At 70.4% G+C, this 17,442-nt stretch carries 17 protein-coding genes; 6 read left to right on the forward strand and 11 right to left on the reverse strand.

Features of this window, described 5'->3' with window-relative positions; genetic code table 11:
* Positions 1-262 precede the first annotated feature (262 nt).
* Complete coding sequence (locus IGS67_RS09870; protein WP_192280254.1) at positions 263-2,104, forward strand: GmrSD restriction endonuclease domain-containing protein; 1,842 nt, start codon at positions 263-265, stop codon at positions 2,102-2,104.
* Positions 2,105-2,138: 34 nt separating this feature from the next.
* Here the strand turns inward: IGS67_RS09870 and IGS67_RS09875 are convergent, their stop codons facing one another.
* Genes IGS67_RS09875 through IGS67_RS09900 form a run of 6 tightly spaced genes read right to left on the reverse strand, consistent with a single transcriptional unit; the run spans position 2,139 to position 7,988 of the window.
* Entirely contained in the window at positions 2,139-2,657 is a 519-nt protein-coding gene (locus tag IGS67_RS09875) for a hypothetical protein (protein ID WP_192280257.1), read from the reverse strand.
* 9 nt (positions 2,658-2,666) lie between these two features.
* Entirely contained in the window at positions 2,667-4,991 is a 2,325-nt protein-coding gene (locus IGS67_RS13985) for a DEAD/DEAH box helicase (protein WP_192280260.1), read from the reverse strand.
* 5 nt (positions 4,992-4,996) lie between these two features.
* On the reverse strand, positions 4,997-5,887 hold the full coding sequence (ypfJ, locus tag IGS67_RS09885) for a KPN_02809 family neutral zinc metallopeptidase (protein WP_192280265.1): 891 nt from the start codon (positions 5,885-5,887) through the stop codon (positions 4,997-4,999).
* A gap of 60 nt (positions 5,888-5,947) precedes the next feature.
* On the reverse strand, positions 5,948-6,592 hold the full coding sequence (locus IGS67_RS09890) for a CbiQ family ECF transporter T component (RefSeq protein WP_192280267.1): 645 nt from the start codon (positions 6,590-6,592) through the stop codon (positions 5,948-5,950).
* Positions 6,589-7,359, reverse strand: a complete 771-nt coding sequence (locus tag IGS67_RS09895; protein ID WP_328742324.1) for an energy-coupling factor ABC transporter ATP-binding protein — start codon at positions 7,357-7,359, stop codon at positions 6,589-6,591. Before IGS67_RS09895 ends, IGS67_RS09890 begins: the two co-directional genes overlap by 4 nt.
* On the reverse strand, positions 7,356-7,988 hold the full coding sequence (locus IGS67_RS09900) for a biotin transporter BioY (RefSeq protein WP_192280269.1): 633 nt from the start codon (positions 7,986-7,988) through the stop codon (positions 7,356-7,358). Before IGS67_RS09900 ends, IGS67_RS09895 begins: the two co-directional genes overlap by 4 nt.
* Before the next feature lie 113 nt (positions 7,989-8,101).
* Here IGS67_RS09900 and IGS67_RS09905 point away from each other — a divergent pair, with 113 nt between their 5' ends.
* Positions 8,102-9,700, forward strand: a complete 1,599-nt coding sequence (locus IGS67_RS09905; RefSeq protein WP_192280272.1) for an ABC-F family ATP-binding cassette domain-containing protein — start codon at positions 8,102-8,104, stop codon at positions 9,698-9,700.
* Positions 9,701-9,791: 91 nt separating this feature from the next.
* Here the strand turns inward: IGS67_RS09905 and IGS67_RS09910 are convergent, their stop codons facing one another.
* Genes IGS67_RS09910 through IGS67_RS09920 form a run of 3 tightly spaced genes read right to left on the reverse strand, consistent with a single transcriptional unit; the run spans position 9,792 to position 11,277 of the window.
* Positions 9,792-10,730 (reverse strand): SURF1 family cytochrome oxidase biogenesis protein, encoded by a 939-nt coding sequence (locus tag IGS67_RS09910; protein ID WP_192280281.1) that lies wholly within the window; start codon positions 10,728-10,730, stop codon positions 9,792-9,794.
* Positions 10,727-10,963 (reverse strand): hypothetical protein, encoded by a 237-nt coding sequence (locus IGS67_RS09915; protein ID WP_192280285.1) that lies wholly within the window; start codon positions 10,961-10,963, stop codon positions 10,727-10,729. Before IGS67_RS09915 ends, IGS67_RS09910 begins: the two co-directional genes overlap by 4 nt.
* The gene (locus IGS67_RS09920) at positions 10,960-11,277 is read right to left on the reverse strand and encodes a DUF3099 domain-containing protein (RefSeq protein ID WP_328742328.1); all 318 of its coding nucleotides are present in this window, start codon (positions 11,275-11,277) and stop codon (positions 10,960-10,962) included. The genes IGS67_RS09915 and IGS67_RS09920 overlap by 4 nt, the downstream gene beginning before the upstream one ends.
* A gap of 224 nt (positions 11,278-11,501) precedes the next feature.
* On the opposite strand from IGS67_RS09920, the gene IGS67_RS09925 reads away from it, so the two are divergent.
* The 4 genes from IGS67_RS09925 to IGS67_RS09940 all read left to right on the forward strand — a co-directional run bounded on the left by IGS67_RS09925 (position 11,502) and on the right by IGS67_RS09940 (position 15,144).
* On the forward strand, positions 11,502-12,878 hold the full coding sequence (locus IGS67_RS09925) for a glycoside hydrolase family 18 protein (RefSeq protein ID WP_192280288.1): 1,377 nt from the start codon (positions 11,502-11,504) through the stop codon (positions 12,876-12,878).
* Between the two features lie 169 nt (positions 12,879-13,047).
* Positions 13,048-13,758, forward strand: coding sequence for a 3-oxoacyl-ACP reductase FabG (fabG, locus tag IGS67_RS09930; RefSeq protein WP_102508845.1), 711 nt, complete (start codon positions 13,048-13,050; stop codon positions 13,756-13,758).
* A gap of 92 nt (positions 13,759-13,850) precedes the next feature.
* A complete protein-coding gene (gene fabI, locus IGS67_RS09935) occupies positions 13,851-14,618 on the forward strand; it encodes an enoyl-ACP reductase FabI (protein ID WP_192280672.1) in 768 nt (255 codons plus the stop codon).
* Between the two features lie 4 nt (positions 14,619-14,622).
* On the forward strand, positions 14,623-15,144 hold the full coding sequence (locus IGS67_RS09940) for a SixA phosphatase family protein (protein WP_192280291.1): 522 nt from the start codon (positions 14,623-14,625) through the stop codon (positions 15,142-15,144).
* A gap of 134 nt (positions 15,145-15,278) precedes the next feature.
* Here IGS67_RS09940 and serB read toward each other — a convergent pair whose 3' ends face one another.
* Complete coding sequence (serB, locus tag IGS67_RS09945; RefSeq protein WP_328742331.1) at positions 15,279-15,947, reverse strand: phosphoserine phosphatase SerB; 669 nt, start codon at positions 15,945-15,947, stop codon at positions 15,279-15,281.
* A gap of 149 nt (positions 15,948-16,096) precedes the next feature.
* The gene (gene glgC, locus IGS67_RS09950; protein ID WP_192280293.1) at positions 16,097-17,338 is read right to left on the reverse strand and encodes a glucose-1-phosphate adenylyltransferase; all 1,242 of its coding nucleotides are present in this window, start codon (positions 17,336-17,338) and stop codon (positions 16,097-16,099) included.
* Positions 17,339-17,442 lie beyond the last annotated feature (104 nt).

Raw genomic sequence — 17,442 nt, forward strand, 5'->3', positions numbered from 1 at the left:
ACTCCTGGAAGGGGGTGCGGCCCGCAGTTGGCTCGTGCTGGTGGGCGTCATCGTCGGAGCGCTCGGCGTGGTCCGGATGCGAGAGCACGGCCACAATGGTCGGCGCGGAGCGTAGCCGTCGCAATACGCTTACCCCTCCCTATAGTGAATCAACTGTCCTGAACCGGCTTGCATCAGGTTCCCGGGTGATGCGGCAGTATTAACGAAGTACCCAAAGTCAAGTACGGGTGGCGCTTTGTCGCCTGACCGATGTGGAGACGCCGTGGGATTTCAGACCCCGCTCTATGAGTTAAGTGACTACCTGAAGTGGACGACGAGCGGGAAGATCCAGCTTCCTGACTTCCAGCGTGGGTACAAGTGGGAGGACGAGCGGATTAGGCAGCTGCTGGTGACGATCCTGCGTGGTCACCCGCTCGGTGTTGTGATGCTGCTCAAGACGGGTAACGACCAGATTCGGTTTAAGCCGCGACCTATCGAGGGGGTGGGCGCGCTTACGAGCGTTGGGCCAGAGACGCTGCTCCTCGACGGTCAGCAGCGCCTTACGTCGCTTACGCAGGCCCTGACCGGGAGCGGCGTTGTTCATACGATGGATAGTCGCGGCAAACTCATGGACCGCCAGTACTTCATCGACATGGAAGTGGCGGTTCAGGGCGAGGACCGTATGGACGAGGCAGTCTTGTCTCTCCCCGGCGACGGTATCGAACGTGAGAACTTCGGCCGGGACATCGTCCGGGACGTGTCCACGCCGGACAAGGAACGGGCAGAGGGTCTGTTCCCGGTCCGGTTGCTGTTCGGCGATGCGATGTCGTGGCTCTTCGACCTTGACGATCGAGACCTCGCAAAGGACTTCAACAACAAGGTCGTGAAGCCGGTTGGAACGTACAACATCCCGGCGATCGAGCTCGACAAGGACACCAGCAAAGCTGCCGTGGCGACTGTCTTCGAGAAGGTCAATGTCGGCGGGCTCCCGCTCAATGTCTTCGAACTGCTAACGGCCACCTTCGCGGGGGACGCGGCGTACTTCCACAGGCACGGAACCGATTTCCGGCTCAACGACGACTGGAAGGAAACGCAGTCAAGGTTCTCGCGCTACTCCGTTCTTGCGGGCCTAGAGAGCACCGACTTCCTCCAGGCAGTGACCTTGTTGACGACGCGGAAGCGAAACCTCCAGGACACGAGTAGCCGTCCGCCAGCAGTCTCAGCTAAGCGTGAGGATGTTCTGAAGCTCACCCTCGAGGACTACCTGGAGTGGGTGGAGCCGCTTCGCGAGGCCTTCGTATGGGTGTCAACTTTCCTTGCGGACCGGCACATCTTCGATGTTCGCTTCCTGCCGTACCCGAAACAGCTCGTACCGCTCGCGGCCATCCGGGTCGTCATGGGAAGTGAAGCAGACCTGATTGGAACCCGCGAGAAGCTTGTTCGTTGGTTCTGGTGCGGCATTCTGGGCGAGCTGTACGGCGGGGCTATTGAGACGCGATTCGTGCGAGACCTTGAACAGGTCCCCGGCTGGGCGCGCGGTGACGCCGATGCAGTGACACCGAACACTGTGAATGACGCAACGTTCGTGGAGTCCCGACTCCATTCGCTGCGCACCCGGGGCGCGGCAGCGTACAAGGGTATTTACGCGCTCCTCCTTGGAAACGAAGCGCGAGACTGGATGGAGGACAAGGCTCTCGACCTGGTGCAGTACGTGGACCTTGCAGTCGATATCCATCACATCTTCCCGAAGAAGTGGTGTGAAGAGCACAAGATCGACGACGAGCGCCGCGAGAGCATCGTCAACAAGACGGCCATATCTGCCGTGACGAATCGGACGATTGGTGGGGCTGCGCCGTCGGACTACTTGGCCGTCATCGAGAAGAAGGCTCAGATTCAGTCGGAGAAACTGGATGGCCTTGTCGAGGCACACCTTGTCCCGGCCGGTCTGCTGCGGGCAAACGACTTCGATTCCTACTTCGTTGAGCGGCGTGAGCGGTTGTGCCAGCTCGTCGAAAAGGCCATGGGTAAGGTTGTGCCGCGTGACCTCGACCGGGGCGAGTCGGAGGAGGATTCGACTCAGTTCCAGCTGGAAGAGATCGAGGAACTCCCCGACGAGGCCGCGTGAGCACTTCAGTGCGCCGCGGCTGAGTGGTGAGCCTCTATGCGTTGTGTGAACGTAGTTCAGACTGCGAGTCGCTCTGGACGTCGTTGACCGCAGCGTTGAGGGTGTCGTCCGCCAGACAATCCGGCTCGGGGGTTGCTTGTTGAGTTGACTTCGTCAGTGCGTCGATATCCTCAAGCAGCGCATCCTGGGCGGAGAAGTCGATACCCAAGGTGTCGCCCAGTTCTTTCTGAGGATCTGTGGCTAGGTCGGCCTTGGGTGCAGCTTTGAGTTTCTTGGCTTGGCGCCTTGCTCGGAGATGGTTCCAGAGTTTGACCCCACCGGCGGCTGCTGTAACAACTAGCGCGAGTCCGGATATAACGGGCAACAATGAGGTGTCCTCAGGCTCGTCGCTGGAGTCATTAGTGTCGTCTTCGGGATCCTCCGTGGATCCGCAGAAGGGCGCATGCCCGGCGAGATTGCCGTCACTGTCGAAGAGCAAGTTGCTTTCGCCGCCTTTGCCTGGTCTCAGAGAGTCGTCGTACTCCCTGTACCCGTATTCGCGCTTCATTGCCATGTGACTATGTTACTCAGGTGCACGATAGCGCAGGGGTAATTGCGGCGATTCTGGCTGGTCCGGAGATAAGGTCGGGGGAGAGGGCTCATTGAGTTCGTCCCACCACGGTCCGTAGCCAAGCCGGGCCTGCTCCGCGGCGACGACCTCGCGGGCGAGGTCGCCGCGTGCGACGTCGATCGATCCGACGGCGGCTTGAGCGAGGGAGGACACACGCACGTAGTCGTCGAACACCTCACGCTTACGGCCAAGTATCTCGACGATGCGCTCGTCGACGCCGTCGCTTCCGAGCAGCCGGTGCGCGCGCACCGGACGCACCTGACCCATGCGGTGCGCGCGGGCGATCGCCTGGTCCTCAAGCGTCGGCGTGAGCTGCGGTTCACACAGGACGACGACGCTTGCCGCCTGCAGGTTGAGCCCGGTGCCGCCCACGGAGATCTGCGCGACGAGCACCGCGGTGTCGTCGGACGTGAAGGCGTCAACAAGTTCCCCGCGCCGGGCGACGGGCACGTCGCCCGTGAGTGGGCCGTGGACCGCTACCCCGCGAGCCGCGAGCGTGGCGGACACAAGATCGAGCGTCGTGCGGAAGTAGGAGAAGACGAGGACGGAGTGCCCCTCGTCCAGCGCCTCGTCGACGAGGTCAAGGAGGCGGTCGAGCTTTGCCGGCGACTCGCCCGCCGTCGGGTGCCACGCGGCCTGACGCATCGCCATGAGATTGCCTGCCTCGACTGCCGCGCGGTACGCGCGCTCCTCGGGTTCCCTCAGCTCAACCCAGTCGTCAGACGCGACAATGCCGGGCAGTTCAACGAGGACGTCGGACTGATTGCGGCGCAGGTACACGTGCGCGACCGCATGTCGGAAGGCCTCGGGCCCGACGAGCCCAAGATGCTTGGGGATCGTCGCCGCGAGCCCCGGCTGCAGCAACTCCGTGAGCGCGAGGAAGTCCTCAAGCCGGTTGTCCATCGGCGTGCCGGACATGAGCAGCACGCGCGCGCACCGCTGTGCCCACGCCGCGACAAGCTTGGACCGGGCGGCACGAGGGTTCTTCACCTGCTGTGCCTCGTCGACGACGAGCAGTCCCACGCGCCCAAGGTCGGGGGAGAGCCCCGGATCGTCGTCGGACGTACCGGGGAGCGGGACGTGAGCGAGGCCTTCAAACGTCGTGAGGCCAATGCCGCCCTCGCGCTCCCATACCGCAAGCGCGTCCGCGCGCCCCGAGCCGTGAGCGCGGTGCACAGCGAGCGAGGTCCGCAGTTGTATCTCGTGCTCCCAGTTCGCGAGGAGCGACGCCGGGCACACGACGAGGAAGCGCCGGTGGCCGTCGGCCGCGAGGTGCGCGATCGCGGCGAGCGCCTGCATCGTCTTGCCGAGACCCATCTCGTCGCCGAGCAGCACACGGCCCTGCTCGAGCGCGAAGCGCGCACCGAACTCCTGGTAGCCGCGCAGCGCGACGCGCAGCAGCGACGTGTCGAGCGGGTGGGCGTCGACGCGTGCCACGAGGTCGGCAGGCAGGAGGCCGCGTGCCGCGAGGACGCCCGCGGCGTGCGGGACGATCTCCTGGAGCGTCGTGAAGTACTCCGCGGAGCGGCGTGCGAAGTCCTCGGCGAGCGCGATGCCCGCGGGGTCGGTGGCGGCGATTTCGGCCTCGGCGCGGGCGACGATCCCCGGCAGGTCGTTGATGGCGATGCGCTCGTCCCACTCCTGCAGGCGCGCGAGGGCGGCGTGCGCGGCCCTGCGGGTGCGCGGCAGCGTGAGGAGCATGCGGGCGGCGTGGCGTGCGGGAGCGGCGTCGTGCGTCGCCTGCCCGCCGAAGCGGACGTAGTCGTCGAGCTCTCGTCGGTGCGGTGCGACGAGCGGGGTCACCCGCTGGAACCGCCGCAGGAGCGCGAGGAGGTCGCGGGCCTCGCGCGGCTCCGGCAGGCCGGCGCGGTCGAGCGTGATGCGCAGGGGCCGCAGCGTCACGGCGGCCTTGGCGAGCTGGTCGACGGCCGCGACGACGCCACGCGCGGTCGCATCGCCGACGCCCGGGATCGCGTCGAACGTCTCCGGCCTCACCCCGAGGAAGTCCGCGGCGGTCGCGTAGCCGGCGTTCTCGACGGCCGTGAGCCGCAGGTTGCGTTCGGTCGTCTCGCCGAGCCGCCCGACGGGTACCCGGCTCAGCTCGTCGCGGACCCGTCGGGCCTCGTCGTCGCGCACCCACGCGGCGACCGCGACGGCGACGTCGTCGAGGTGGGTGACGACGGCGCGCGCCCGATCGACGAGCGCGACGTGACGGTCGACGAGCGCACGGGCGTCGGCGCCGGCCCGGACGGGTCCGGGCGGGGAGGGTGGGAGCACCTCGGTCAGAGCTTGTTGCCGCTCACCGCGAACGTGTCGCACGCGCCGGCGCCCTGCTCGAGGCCGGTCGTGAACCAGCGCTGGCGCTGCTCGGAGGAACCGTGCGTCCACGACTCGGGTCGGACGGAGCCAGACTGGCCCTGGATCGCGTCGTCGCCGATCGCGGAGGCGGTGTCGAGGGCGTCGGCGATCTCCGCCTTCGTCGGCGGCTTGAGGAACGTCGTGCCCGCGTCGTCCTTTGTCGTGGCGGCCGCGCCGACCCACGCTCCCGCGTAGCAGTCGGCCTGGAGCTCGATGCGCACGGAGTCGCTCGTCGGGCCCGAGCCGCCACGCTCCGCGGCAGCCATCGCGCCCGTGAGCGTCGAGATGTGGTGGCCCCACTCGTGCGCGACGACGTACATCTGCGCGAGGCTTCCGCCGTCGGCGCCGAGCTGCGAGCGCAGCGTCTTGTAGAACGACGTGTCGAGGTAGATGTCCTCGTCACCGGGGCAGTAGAACGGGCCGACGGCCGACGATGCGCTGCCGCACGCCGTGGAGACCGAGCCTTCGAAGAGGTTGACGTGCGGCGTCCGGTACTCCCCGGACGCGATACGCGGGTACTCCGCTGCCCAGTAGGCGTCGAGCGAGTTCGCGGCGCCGACGACGCGGCACTCGTCGTCCTGGTTCGCCGCGGCACCGGTCGAGCAGCGTGAGAGGTCGCCGTTCGTGCTGCCGTCGACCGCGATGTTCGACGTGCCTCCGCCGACGAGGCCGGAGAGGTCGAGGCCGAACTGCTGGGCGACGACGACGAGCAGGATGACGGCGATGCTGCCGCCGCCGCCGATGGCCATGCCCTTGCCGCCCGAGCGCTTGCTCACCTTGCTCGTGTCGAAGCGGGCGTCGTCGTTGAACGTCATGTGCACACGGTAGCGCCGAGGGTGCGATCGCACCCAGGAAGCCCGGGTGAAGCGGACCGGTCAACTGGTACGAGCCGTGTCGAGCAGCCCCCGCGCGTGGATCGCCTCGCCCGTGCGGACTGCGTGCCCGACGGTCCTCAGGAGCGTCGGCAGCAGCCACGCCCGCGGACCGCGGACACCGCGGGCGCGCGCCGCGTCGCGTGCGCCCTGCGCGACGTCGAGGAGCGTCGGCACCGTGCGGAGCACGAGTGCGACGGCAAGCGCGAAGGACTCGGGTACGACGACACGCCCGAGGAGCGGCACGCGCGCGAGCGCACGCAGGCCACGCACCAGCACGGCGACGATCTCGTCCGTCGGGGTCGTCGCGGTGACGACGGCAGCCGCGAGGACGACGGCGGAGAGGCCCGCGACCATGCCGACGGCCGCGCCCGGGCCTGCGGCCCACCATCGGAACGCCCCGAGTGCGACGAGCAGCACGGCGACGCCCCGCACCTGGCGCAGCGCGCGCAGGGGGAGGCGAGCAAGCAGCCACGTCGCCGCAACGAACCCGAGCAGCCCGAGCGCCGGCAGCGGTTCGCGGACGAACGCGACGACGGTGCCGAGTGCCGCGAGGAGCGCGAGCTTGAGCCCCGCGGGCGCGCGGTGAACGACGCTCGTACCTGGGATGTGGAGACCGAGCGGGGTCGCGACGCGGACGCGGCTCATCGTGCGTCCCTGGCAGCGAGCTCGGGCGGCAGCCCCGCCATGAGGTCGCGGTAGGTCGCGAGCGCCGCGGCGGGGGAGCCGTCGGCGACGATGCGCCCGCCGTCGACGACGACCACGCGCTCGGCCCGCGCGGCTGCCTCGAGGTCGTGCGTCACCGTGACGACCTGCTGGGGAAGAGCGTCGAGAAGCGCCTCGACGTGCGCCTTCCACCGCAGGTCGAGCAGTGTCGTCGGCTCGTCGGCGAGGAGCACCGCGGGCTCGGCTGCGAGCACGGAGGTGAGCGCGAGCAGCTGCTTCTGCCCACCCGAGAGCGTCGCGACCGGCTGGTGGAGGTGGCCGCCGAGGCCGACGTCCACGAGGAGCTCCGTCGCACGCTCGGTGCGCTCGCGGCGCGGCAGATGCCGCAGCGAGAGCGCGACGTCCTCGAGCGGCGTCGGCATGAGCAGCTGCGCCTCGGGGTCCGCGAAGAGCAGCCCCACGAGCCCGCGCACGCGCGCGCCGTCGCGCCGCGTGTCGAGGCCGTGGACGCGCACGGCGCCCGTCGTCGGCGTGAGCAGGCCGTCGAGCAGACGTACGAGTGTCGACTTGCCCGAGCCGTTCGCGCCGACGACAGCGACGCGACGCTCGCTGAGCGTGAGCGTCGTCGGGTGCAGGAGCGTGCGGGTGCCGCCCTCGCCGTCGACGACGGCGACGCCCGCACCGTCGAGCTCGAGCACGCCCGTGGGCGGGACCGCGGTCCCGCCCACGGACGTCCGGGAACGGTTCACGCGGCGGCGATCTCCGGCGCGAGCGCTCGCGGCGCACGGGCCCCCCGCAGCATCGGGAAGGCGCGCAGCACCGCGGGCGCGGCGACGACGACGAGCGCAGCCTTGACCGCGTCGAACGGCACGAAGCCCCAGTTGAACGTCCAGGCCGCGGCCGCGTCCATCGCGGTGCGGGCCGCGAGGACCGGCACGCCGACCGCATACGTGAGGGCCGTCGCGGCCGTGACGCCCACGGCCACCGCGACACCCGTGCCGAGAGGGCCACGTCGGCCTGCCGCGCGCACCGCGAGACCGACGACGAGCGCCGCGAACGGGAACGCCATGAGATACCCGCCCGACGGACCCGCGAACGATGCGAGACCGCCCGTGCCGCCCGCGAACACCGGCAGACCGGCCGCGCCGACCGCGAGGTAGAGGCCGATCGCCGCCGTGCCGCGCCATGGACCGAGCACCGCGCCCGCGAGCAGCACCGCGAACGTCTGGAGCGTCACCGGAACCGGGACGGCCGAGAACGCGACCGACGTGAGCGCGCAGGCGGCCGTGAGCGCAGCGAACGTCGCGATGAGCGCAAGGTCACGCGCACGCTCGGCGGGGGTGCGGCGGGGGGTACGAGTTGTGGCGGGAGCGGTCACGGGGCCTCCAAGGTCGGCGAAATCACGTCGTCACGCACGCTACGCACCGGTAAGATCGAGCGCGTTTGTGCCGTCGTACAGGGCGGGCCGCGTGAGTTCGGAGGAAACCTGCAGTGATCACCGCCCAGGGCGTCGAGATCCGGGTCGGAGCCCGTCTCCTGCTCGAGCCGACGTCCTTCCGTGTGGCGTCAGGCGACAGGATCGGGCTCGTCGGCCGTAACGGCGCCGGCAAGACCACGCTCACGAAGACGCTCGCGGGGGAGACCCAGCCGACCGGCGGAACCATCACGCGGTCGAGCGAGATCGGGTACCTCGCGCAGGACCCGCGCACCGCCGACCCCGAGCAGCTCGCGATGGACCGCGTGCTCTCCGCGCGCGGCCTGGGCGAGATCATCACGGCGATGCGTGACACCGAGGGCCAGATGGCGTCGGCCGATCCAGAGACGCAAGCCGCAGCGCTCGAACGCTACCCGCGCCTCGAGGAGCGCTTCCTCGCCGCAGGCGGCTACGCCGCCGAGTCCGAGGCCGAGCGCATCACCGTCAACCTCGGCCTCGACGAGCGCGTCCTCGCCCAGCCGATCGGCACGCTCTCCGGTGGTCAGCGTCGACGTGTCGAGCTCGCCCGCATCCTCTTCTCAGGCGTCGACACGCTGCTGCTCGACGAGCCGACGAACCACCTCGACCACGACTCGATCGTGTGGCTGCGCGAGTACCTGCGCACCTACTCGGGCGGGCTCGTCGTCATCTCCCACGACGTCGAGCTCCTGCGCGTCGTGTGCACGAAGGTCTTCTTCCTCGACGCGACCCGCTCGACGATCGACCAGTACAACCTCGGCTACGACGCGTACGTCAAGCAGCGCGAGACCGACGAGAAGCGTCGTCGTCGCGAGCGCGCGAACGCCGAGAAGAAGGCCGCGACGCTCGCCGCCCAGGGTGAGAAGATGCGCGCCAAGGCGACGAAGGCAGTCGCCGCGCAGAACATGCTGCGCCGCGCCGAGAAGCTCCTCGAGGGCCTCGAGGGCGAGCGCGTCTCCGACAAGGTTGCCAAGCTGCGTTTCCCCAAGCCCGCGCCGTGCGGCCGCACGCCGCTCACCGCGGAGGGTCTCACGAAGGCGTACGGTTCGCTCGAGGTCTTCACGGGCGTCGATCTCGCGATCGACCGCGGCTCGCGTGTCGTCATCCTCGGTCTCAACGGTGCCGGCAAGACGACGATGCTCCGCATCCTCGCGGGCGTCGAGAACCCCGACACGGGCGAGGTCGTGCCCGGCCACGGCCTGAAGATCGGCTACTACGCGCAGGAGCACGACACGCTCGACCTCGACGCGACCGTCGTCGAGAACCTCCGTCACGCCGCGCCCGACCTCACGGACACCGAGGTGCGTTCCGTGCTCGGCTCGTTCCTCTTCTCGGGCGACGACGCCGACAAGCCCACGAAGGTGCTCTCGGGCGGCGAGAAGACGCGCCTCGCGCTCGCGACGCTCGTCGTCTCCTCCGCGAACGTCCTGCTGCTCGACGAGCCGACGAACAACCTCGACCCCGCAAGCCGCGAGGAGATCCTTGGCGCGCTGCGCAACTACGAGGGCGCGGTCGTCATGGTGACGCACGACGAGGGCGCGGTCGACGCACTCACGCCCGAGCGCGTCCTCCTGCTGCCCGACGGCGACGAGGACCTGTGGAACGACACGTACCGGGAGCTCGTCGCGCTCGCGTGATCCCTGGCCGCTCGAGCGGTCGCGGATGTGGATGCGGGCGACCGTGCGCGCCCGAGGCACCCTCGGGACGTCGGCGCTCACCCCCTCCGGCTCAGCGCCCCAGGCGCTCGGCCTCCGCGTCCTCGATCTCTTCGTCCGATGGTCTGCTCGCGCGGCGGCGAGACCGCGAGGGCTCGGCGCTTCGGCGGGACGGGTCGAGCCAGGCCGCGACGTCGTCGGGAGTGTCGTCGGGCACGACGACGGGACCGGCGGCTGCAGCCGCGCGTGCCGTCGCTTCGCGGCGCTCGCGCCGCAGGAGCAGGAGGAACCCGCCGATCGCTCCGATCGCGAAGACGAACCACTGGAACGTGTACGACAGGTGCGAGCCGAGGTCGAGGTCGGGGTCGGGGAGCCGGAACAGTCCGGGAGCCGGCTCGCCGTCCTCGACGACGAGCGCGCCGTAACCGCCGATCGTCGCGGTCGTCGCCGGCAGGCCTGCGGTCGCGAGCACCTGGGCGACGTTGATGCGCTGCACCTGACCAGCGGGAGCGCCGCGGTCGCTCGGGGCCTCGTCGAGCCTCAGTCGCGCGATCACCGTCGTCGTGCCTGTCGGCGTCGCGGGAACGTCGGCCGGGGAGGCACCGTCGGACCCCATGGGCACGAAGCCGCGGTCGATGACGACGGTGACGGCCGGGTCATCAGCCACCTCGAACGGCACGAGCACGTGATAGCCGGGCGTCGATCCGACGGGTCGGTTACGCAGTAGCACCTCGGCGCCCGGCACGTAGGAGCCTTGGAGCTCGACGGGACGCCACTGGTCTCCGGCGGCGAGCACCTCGCCAGGGGCGAGGAGGTCTCCGAGGGGAACGGGCGTCGCCGAGAAGTTCGCCTGGATCGTGTCGACGCGAGCCTTCTTCGTCTCGTACCGGCTCCACTGCCAGCGGCCCGCAGCGACGCACAGGGCCGCGACGACGAGCACGCCGACGAGCAGGACGAGCCACTCGCGCAGCGAGCGTGTGCGGTGGACCTCGGTGCTGGGGGAGGCCGTCATCCGTCGGACGGTCCGAGCTCGTCGACCGGGACCGTGTCGATCCGGAAGCCGCGCAGGTCGAGGAAGTTCTCGAGGTGGTCGCGGTGGTCGTCGCACGCGAGCCACACCTTGCGGCGCTCGGGCGTGTGGATCTTGGGGTTGCGCCACAGGACGGCCCACACCGCCTCGGCGCGGCAGCCCTTGCCCGAGCAGACGAGCTCGTCGGCGGGCGTGGGCGAGTCCTGAGCAGTCATCGGTCCTCCGTCGTCGGGGGCGGCGTCGTGCCGTCCGCGGTGCCGCCGGGTGCGGCGTCGTCGTGGGGCGCCGCGGGCAGGGCCCGCGGGTCGAGCGTGACCGGACCTGTCGTCCGTCGGTCGCGTCCCGCGTTCGCGATGAGCACGGCCGTGTAGGGCAGGACGACGGCTGCGGCGATGCACACCCAGCGCAGCGGCCACGACGGCACGGCGGCAGCGAGCGCGATGCACACGACGCGGATGCCCATCTGGATGAGGTACGAGCGCATGCGACGCGCCTGCTCGACCGCGAGCGGCTCGGGGGCGTCGCTCACGCGATGCACCTGCTCCGATCCTCTGCGTCCCACCGTCCGAGTCTAGTCGTCACCGCCGGTGCGGGGATCGGCGCGTCCGCGCCCGTGGCGGAAGGCGGCGCCGCACGGACCTCGGGCGCGTCATGCAGGGTCGGAGCGCTGCCACCCGGGATGCTGGGGCCGGGCGCGCCGACGCGTCCGATGACGGGGACACCCGTCGGTGCGCAGAGCGAAGGAGTCCCACGTTGTCCGACGTCACCCCGATCCTCGACGGCTTCCGCAGCGTCGGCTACTACGCGTCGTGGAAGGCCACCGTTCCTGGTGGCCCGACACTCAGGCGGCTCTTCGTCGACGGGGACATGGGCGCGCACCTCACGCACCTCAACTACGCCTTCGTGAACGTCGCGGGATCCGCCGAGGCGCTCGATGCCGCCCGCGCCCGCGGTGTCCGCGGCCTCGACGGCGTCCAGCCATACACGGCGTTCCTCTCCGACCACGAGGCCCCGCACGGAGGGCAGACGGACATCGCCGGGAACCTCGTCGCCGAGATGCTCCACCTCTTCAGCGCGGAGGACTCCGTCGCGGGCGTCGCCGACACGCTCGACCAGCCGCTCGCGGGGATCCTCCACCAGCTGCGGCTCCTCAAGGACCGGCTGCCCCACCTGCGCGTGCTGGTGTCGCTCGGAGGGTGGGCGTGGTCACGCTCGTTCTCCGCGGCCGTCGCGACGCCCGAGCGCCGCACGGCGCTCGTCGCGTCGCTCGTCGACGTGTGGCTCCGCGGCAACCTGCCGCTCGTCGACGGCCGCGGCGGCCCGGGCAGCGCCGCCGGGATCTTCGACGGCATCGACCTCGACTGGGAGTGGCCCGCCATGCCCGCCGAGACCCAGATGCCCGGCAACGGTGTCGACCTCGACCACGACCGCGAGAACTTCCTCGCGTTCGCCGCCGAGCTGCGCACGGCGCTCGACGACCTCGGCACCGAGACGGGCCGGACCTTCGAGATCTCCGCGTTCCTCCCGGCGAGCGCCGAGGCCGCCGTCGCCGGCGGCTGGGCGACCCCCGAGATGTTCCAGGCCCTCGACTTCGGCAACCTCCAGGGCTACGACCTCCGCGGCCCGTGGGACGCGACCCCCGGGCACCAGGGCAACGTCTACCCGGACCCCGACCCGGCGCGTGGCAGCGGACGCGGCCTCGAGACCGTCGTCGCGACCTACGTCGACGCAGGCGTCGACCCCGCGCAGCTCAACCTCGGCATGGCCGACTACGGCTACGGCTGGCGCGGCTGCGAGCGCGAGCCGTGGGGCCCCGCCGAGGGCCTCGCGACCCAGCCCGACGGCTCGGCAGCGCTCGGCTGGGACGGCCTGCGCGAGCGCGGGCTCGAGATCGTCCACGACATGGTCGACGGGCGGTTCAACGCGACGTACGGCTACGACGCGGAGCGTCGCGAGTGGTGGACGTTCGACGACCCGACGGCGATCGAGGCGAAGACCCGGTGGGCCGTCGCCCAAGGTCTCGGCGGCATCGACCACTGGGAGGTCGCGCACGACCCGGACGCCGAGCTCGTTCGTACGGGAGCCGAGACGCTGCGCACGCTCGGACGGGGACCAGCGGCCCGGCACTGACCCACGTCTTGTAGGAACCCCACAACGAGCACGCGGGGCGCGTGCGTGCGCCGTGCACGTGCGCGCCCACCGCGCGCGGGTAGCGTCGAACGCGTGTCGTACCTCGGTCGACACGTCGACCTGCGCCTGCGGACGACGCACCGCACCCACCCACCCCAGGAGGTCCCCCGTGACCGAGCCCCGTACCGTCCTCGTCACCGGCGCCAACCGCGGCATCGGCCGGGCGATCGCCGAGCGCTTCGTCGCCGCGGGCGACCGCGTCGCGACGATCTACCGCGGCGGCGACCTGCCCGAGGGCGTCGTCGGCGCGATCGCGGACGTCACCGACACCGCGGCCGTCGACGCGGCGTTCACCGAGATCGAGGCCCAGCTCGGCCCCGTCGAGGTGCTCGTCGCCAACGCGGGCGTCACCAAGGACCAGCTCCTCATGCGGATGACCGACGAGGAGTTCGAGCAGGTCATCGACGTCAACCTCACGGGCACGTTCCGCTGCGTGCGCCGCGCCTCCAAGGGCATGATCCGCCTGCGTCGCGGCCGCATCGTCCTCATCTCCTCGGTCGTCGGCCTCTACGGCGGCGCCGGCCAGGTCAACTACGCGGCGTCGAAGGCCGCTCTCGTCGGCATGGCACGATCGATCACGCGCGAGCTCGGCGGCCGCGGCATCACCGCGAACGTCGTCGCCCCCGGCTTCATCGAGACCGCCATGACGGACGCGCTGCCGGCCGAGCGCCAGGCGCAGTACAAGGCGTCGATCCCCGCGGGCCGCTTCGCGCAGCCTGAGGAGGTCGCGGGCGTCGTCCACTTCCTCGCCTCCGACGAGGCCGCCTACGTCTCGGGCGCCGTCGTGCCCGTCGACGGCGGCCTCGGCATGGGCCACTGACCACCGATATCCTCTTCTGCGGAACTCCCCGCGCGAGGGTGCGCACGGCCCCGGCCGACGCCGCCCGCGTGCGTGACGAAAGGAACAAGACCATGGGCCTCCTCGAGGGCAAGAAGCTGCTCGTCACCGGTGTCCTCACCGACCACTCGATCGCGTTCCACGTCGCGCGTCTCGCCCAGCTCGAGGGGGCCGAGGTCGTCCTCACGTCCTTCGGTCGGCAGATGCGCCTCACGCAGGCGATCGCCAAGCGGCTCCCCGCACCGGCGCCCGTCATCGAGCTCGATATCACCGACGACGAGCACCTCGCGTCGCTCGCTGACCGGCTGCGCGAGCACGTCGACCACCTCGACGGCGCCGTCCACTCGATCGGTTTCGCTCCGCAGTCCGTCATGGGCGGCAACTTCCTCGCGGGCGAGTGGGCGGACGTCGCCACCGCCCTCGAGGTCTCGGCGTTCTCGCTCAAGTCGCTCGCGGTCGCCGTGAAGCCGCTCATGACCGGTGGCGGCTCGATCGTCGGCCTCACGTTCGACGCATCGTTCGCGTGGCCCGTCTACGACTGGATGGGTGTCGCCAAGGCTGCGTTCGAGTCGACGTCGCGCTACCTCGCACGTGACCTCGGCCCCGACGGCATCCGCGTCAACCTCGTCTCCGCCGGCCCCATCCGCACGACGGCCGCGAAGTCCATCCCCGGTTTCGAGAAGATGGAGGGCGGCTGGCCCGAGCGTGCGCCCCTCGGTTGGGACCAGACGGACCCCGAGCCGACCGCCCGCGCCGTGGCGGCGCTCCTGAGCGACTGGTTCCCCGCGACGACCGGCGAGATCGTCCACGTCGACGGCGGGGTCCACGCCATGGGACTCTAGTTCCATGCCCACGACGACGCGGACGCTTGTCGTCCTCCGCCACGCCAAGGCCGAGCCCGCCCAGGGCGGCTCCGACGAGATCCGCCCGCTCGCCCTCACGGGACGCCGGCAGGCGTCCTCGGTGGGGCACCACCTTCAGGACGCGGGGCTTCTCCCCGAGGTCGTCCTCGTCTCGACGGCGCTCCGCACGCGGCAGACGTGGGAGCTCGCGCAGGCCGGCCTGCGCGAGATCGCACCGGAGGTCGACCTGCGCGACGAGCTCTACGCGGCGTCTGCGGGCGACCTCCTCGAGGCCGTGCGCGGCGTCGACGCGCGCGTGCGCACGCTCCTCGTCGTCGGTCACGAGCCCGCGGTGTCGGGCCTCGCGGCGTACCTCGCGGGCGACGGCTCCGACTCGTCGGCCGTCGCACAGGTGCGCGCAGGCGTGCCGACCGCGTCGCTCAGCGTCCTGCGGGCCGAGGGCCCGTGGGACGGGTGGGGACGTGGCAGCGCCCGCCTCGCGGGCGTCTTCCGCCCGCAGGTCTGACGACCCGCGGTGATCTTCCCGACGGATTGACGCCGCACGCCTGTTGAACGGGGGATGCGCGTCCATCCGTCGAGAAGGGACGGACGGGACCCGGGGTGCTCCGGTGCACACCGTGGTGGCGGGTGGTGCTGGGCTCAGCTCGTGAGCGCTGCGATCTCGCGGTCGATGATCGCGAGCGCCGCGTCGAGACGCGGACCGTCGACGCTGAACGGCGCCTGCGCACGCACGACGGGCTTCGCGTCGAACGCGATGCCGATCTGGGCCGCACCGATCATCGCAAGATCGTTCGCGCCGTCGCCGATCGCGATCGTCCGGGACATGTCGATGCCCTCGTCCGCCGCGAACGCACGCAGCGTCTCTTCCTTGACCTCGCGGTCGATGACGGGTCCGGTCGTCCGGCCCGTGAGGACGCCGTCGGCAACCTCGAGCCGGTTCGCGCGGACGTGCGTGATGCCGGCGCGCGCCGCGAGAGGCAGGACGACCTCTTCGAACCCGCCCGAGACGAGCCCGACGACCCAGCCGCGCGACTGCGCCTCGGCGACGAGATCGAGCGCGCCCGGCGTCACCGTCACCTGCGCGAGGACGTCGTCGAACACCGACGTCGGCAGGCCGGCGAGGAGCGCGACGCGACGCTCGAGCGACTCACCGAAGTCGATCTCGCCGCGCATCGCGGCGCCCGTGACGTCCGCGACCTCCTCGAGCGCGCCCGCGCGGGCGGCGAGGAGTTCGATGACCTCCGCGGTGATGAAGGTGGAGTCGACGTCCATGACGAGGAGCCAGCGGTCTGCCTGGGGAGTGGTCACGGGCCAAGAATAGGGAGCACCCGGACGCACTGTCCGGAGGGCCCGCCACGCGGACGCACGCACCCCGGAAGAACGGCGCCCGGCCGTACGACGCCCCACACGCACGACGCCCCCGGCCGCACGGCCGGGGGCGTCGTCGACAAGCAACGTCACCGGGTGACGCGTGAGCCCTTGGGGATCACCGTGATGCCGGACTCCGTCACCGTGTAGCCGCGGGCCCTGTCGGCCTCGGCGTCGAAGCCGACGCGCGCGTTCTCCTCGATGACGACGTTCTTGTCGATGATGCAGCGGTTGACCTGCGCGTAGCGGCCGACCGTGACCCCGTCGAGGATGACCGAGTCCGCGATCATCGACCACGAGTGGAGTCGCGACCCCGGGGAGACGATCGAGCCCGAGACCTGGGCGCCCGAGACGATGACGCCGGGGGAGACGATCGAGTCGACCGCGTGCCCCAGGCGACCTGCGCCCGCGTGGACGAACTTCGCGGGCGGCAGCCCGACGTAGCCCGTGTAGAGCGGCCAGTCGCTGTTGTAGAGGTTGAAGACGGGCCGGGTCGCGATGAGGTCCATATTCGCGTCGTAGTACGCGTCGAGCGTCCCGACGTCGCGCCAGTAGTCACGGTCGCGGTCTGTCGAGCCGGGCACGTCGTTGCGGATGAAGTCGTAGACCGACGCGGTGCCGCGCGCGACGAACGCGGGGACGATGTCGCCGCCCATGTCATGGCGGCTCGAGGTGTCGTCGGCGTCGCGCGTCACGGCCTCGACGAGCGCCTCGGCGGTGAAGACGTAGTTGCCCATCGACGCAAGGACCTCGCCGGGGGAGTCCGCGAGCCCGACAGTGTCGGTCGGCTTCTCGAGGAACGCGCGGATCTTCGTAGGGTCCGTGGGATCGGTGTCGATGACACCGAACTGGTCCGCGAGGCCGATCGGCTGGCGGATGCCCGCGACCGTGAGCTCGGCGCCCGACTCGACGTGCGCGTCGACCATCTGGGAGAAGTCCATGCGGTACACGTGGTCGGCACCGACGACGACGACGATGTCGGGCTTCTCCTCGTGGATGATGTTGAGGCACTGGTAGATCGCGTCGGCGCTGCCGAGGTACCAGTGCTTGCCGACTCGCTGCTGCGCGGGGACCGGTGCTACGAAGTTGCCCAGCAGGTGTGACATGCGCCAGGTCTTTGAGATGTGCCGGTCGAGGCTGTGCGACTTGTACTGCGTGAGCACAACGATCTGCAGGTAGTGCGAGTTCACGAGGTTGGACAGCGCGAAGTCGATGAGGCGGTAGATGCCGCCGAACGGCACCGCGGGCTTGGCCCGGTCCGCCGTCAGTGGCATCAGCCGCTTTCCTTCTCCGCCTGCAAGGACGATTGCCAGGACCCGAGGAGCAGCCATGACGAAACCTTAGTGGCACGCGGGGTGTTCCGGGACCACCGACGCGAAGGATGTCGCCGGTCGGACATCTTCCGGCCACCTTGGGTGGACCAGCGCGTGCCGGT

Source organism: Flavimobilis rhizosphaerae, from assembly GCF_014852685.1.
Taxonomy (GTDB): domain Bacteria; phylum Actinomycetota; class Actinomycetes; order Actinomycetales; family Cellulomonadaceae; genus Flavimobilis; species Flavimobilis rhizosphaerae.

What these genes read in the sequence shown, in the direction of transcription:
- glgC (WP_192280293.1), bottom strand. Translation starts at nt 17,338, where the DNA reads ATGGCTGCTCCTCGGGTCCTGGCAATCGTCCTTGCAGGCGGAGAAGGA.
- IGS67_RS09890 (WP_192280267.1), bottom strand. Translation starts at nt 6,592, where the DNA reads ATGAGCCGCGTCCGCGTCGCGACCCCGCTCGGTCTCCACATCCCAGGT.
- fabI (WP_192280672.1), top strand. Translation starts at nt 13,851, where the DNA reads ATGGGCCTCCTCGAGGGCAAGAAGCTGCTCGTCACCGGTGTCCTCACC.
- IGS67_RS09910 (WP_192280281.1), bottom strand. Translation starts at nt 10,730, where the DNA reads ATGACGGCCTCCCCCAGCACCGAGGTCCACCGCACACGCTCGCTGCGC.
- IGS67_RS09940 (WP_192280291.1), top strand. Translation starts at nt 14,623, where the DNA reads ATGCCCACGACGACGCGGACGCTTGTCGTCCTCCGCCACGCCAAGGCC.
- IGS67_RS09875 (WP_192280257.1), bottom strand. Translation starts at nt 2,657, where the DNA reads ATGGCAATGAAGCGCGAATACGGGTACAGGGAGTACGACGACTCTCTG.
- IGS67_RS09915 (WP_192280285.1), bottom strand. Translation starts at nt 10,963, where the DNA reads ATGACTGCTCAGGACTCGCCCACGCCCGCCGACGAGCTCGTCTGCTCG.
- ypfJ (WP_192280265.1), bottom strand. Translation starts at nt 5,887, where the DNA reads ATGACGTTCAACGACGACGCCCGCTTCGACACGAGCAAGGTGAGCAAG.